Here is a 1297-nt window from a genome sequence, read left to right as displayed (position 1 = left end):
GCAGATTAGCACGTCCTTCATCGCCTCTGATTGCCTAGGCATCCACCGTGTACGCTTAGTCGCTTAACCTCACAACCCGAAGGTGTCTTCTTATCATACGACACTTAACGTCATGGCTGTGCGTGGTGAACTTCTTCGTTGGGTAGTGCTCGCAATGCTCACGTACTATTGTACGCTGCGCTTGCTGTGCGCTAGCCGCCTTGGATTTCACACTGCTCGCTCATGCCACTCGTTTGTGTGTTTGAAAAACACTTCAAGTTGAGATTTTTGAGAGACTCTCACATTGTTTAAGCGATAAACAATGTGCGTTGTTTTCAATTTTCAGCTTGTTCCAGATTGTTAAAGAGCATAATTATTCGCAATAGACTATTTGACTAATCTATTCTGAATAATCAGAAAAATTTATGGTGGAGCTAAGCGGGATCGAACCGCTGACCTCCTGCGTGCAAGGCAGGCGCTCTCCCAGCTGAGCTATAGCCCCATAAAGGTAATTTCAGTATCAATGATAAATAATAAAATTTATACTTCTCGCTTTTAGTATGCTTAAAGTTACCAATTTTGTTTAGTCTAGGCGCGGATTGGCGAAGTTTACTTTTGGGTAAACGAGCTAATCTGCAACAACGAATAAACAAAATTTGGTAGGCCTGAGTGGACTTGAACCACCGACCTCACCCTTATCAGGGGTGCGCTCTAACCACCTGAGCTACAAGCCTATTGATACTGCTACTCTATTTCATCAGACAATCTGTGTGAGCACTTCACAAAAACACTTCAATGGTAAGGAGGTGATCCAACCGCAGGTTCCCCTACGGTTACCTTGTTACGACTTCACCCCAGTCATGAATCACAAAGTGGTAAGCGCCCTCCCGAAGGTTAAGCTACCTACTTCTTTTGCAACCCACTCCCATGGTGTGACGGGCGGTGTGTACAAGGCCCGGGAACGTATTCACCGTAGCATTCTGATCTACGATTACTAGCGATTCCGACTTCATGGAGTCGAGTTGCAGACTCCAATCCGGACTACGACGTACTTTATGAGTTCCGCTTGCTCTCGCGAGGTCGCTTCTCTTTGTATACGCCATTGTAGCACGTGTGTAGCCCTACTCGTAAGGGCCATGATGACTTGACGTCATCCCCACCTTCCTCCGGTTTATCACCGGCAGTCTCCTTTGAGTTCCCGACCGAATCGCTGGCAACAAAGGATAAGGGTTGCGCTCGTTGCGGGACTTAACCCAACATTTCACAACACGAGCTGACGACAGCCATGCAGCACCTGTCTCAGAGTTCCCGAAGGCAC

The 1297-nt window shown here is 47.3% G+C and carries 2 tRNA genes and 1 rRNA gene; all 3 read right to left on the bottom strand.

The features are described 5' to 3' along the window. Positions 1-405: 405 nt before the first annotated feature. Positions 406-481, bottom strand: a tRNA-Ala gene (locus tag ACIPUA_RS06770). A gap of 155 nt (positions 482-636) precedes the next feature. Beyond that, positions 637-713 (bottom strand) — tRNA-Ile (locus ACIPUA_RS06765). Positions 714-778: 65 nt separating this feature from the next. Continuing rightward, positions 779-1297, bottom strand: a 16S ribosomal RNA gene (locus ACIPUA_RS06760); the annotation flags it as partial.

The organism is Providencia sp. AGC89 (genome assembly GCF_053543535.1).
Note: the sequence above shows the minus strand (reverse complement) of the source record. Positions and strands in the feature narration are given on the sequence as shown.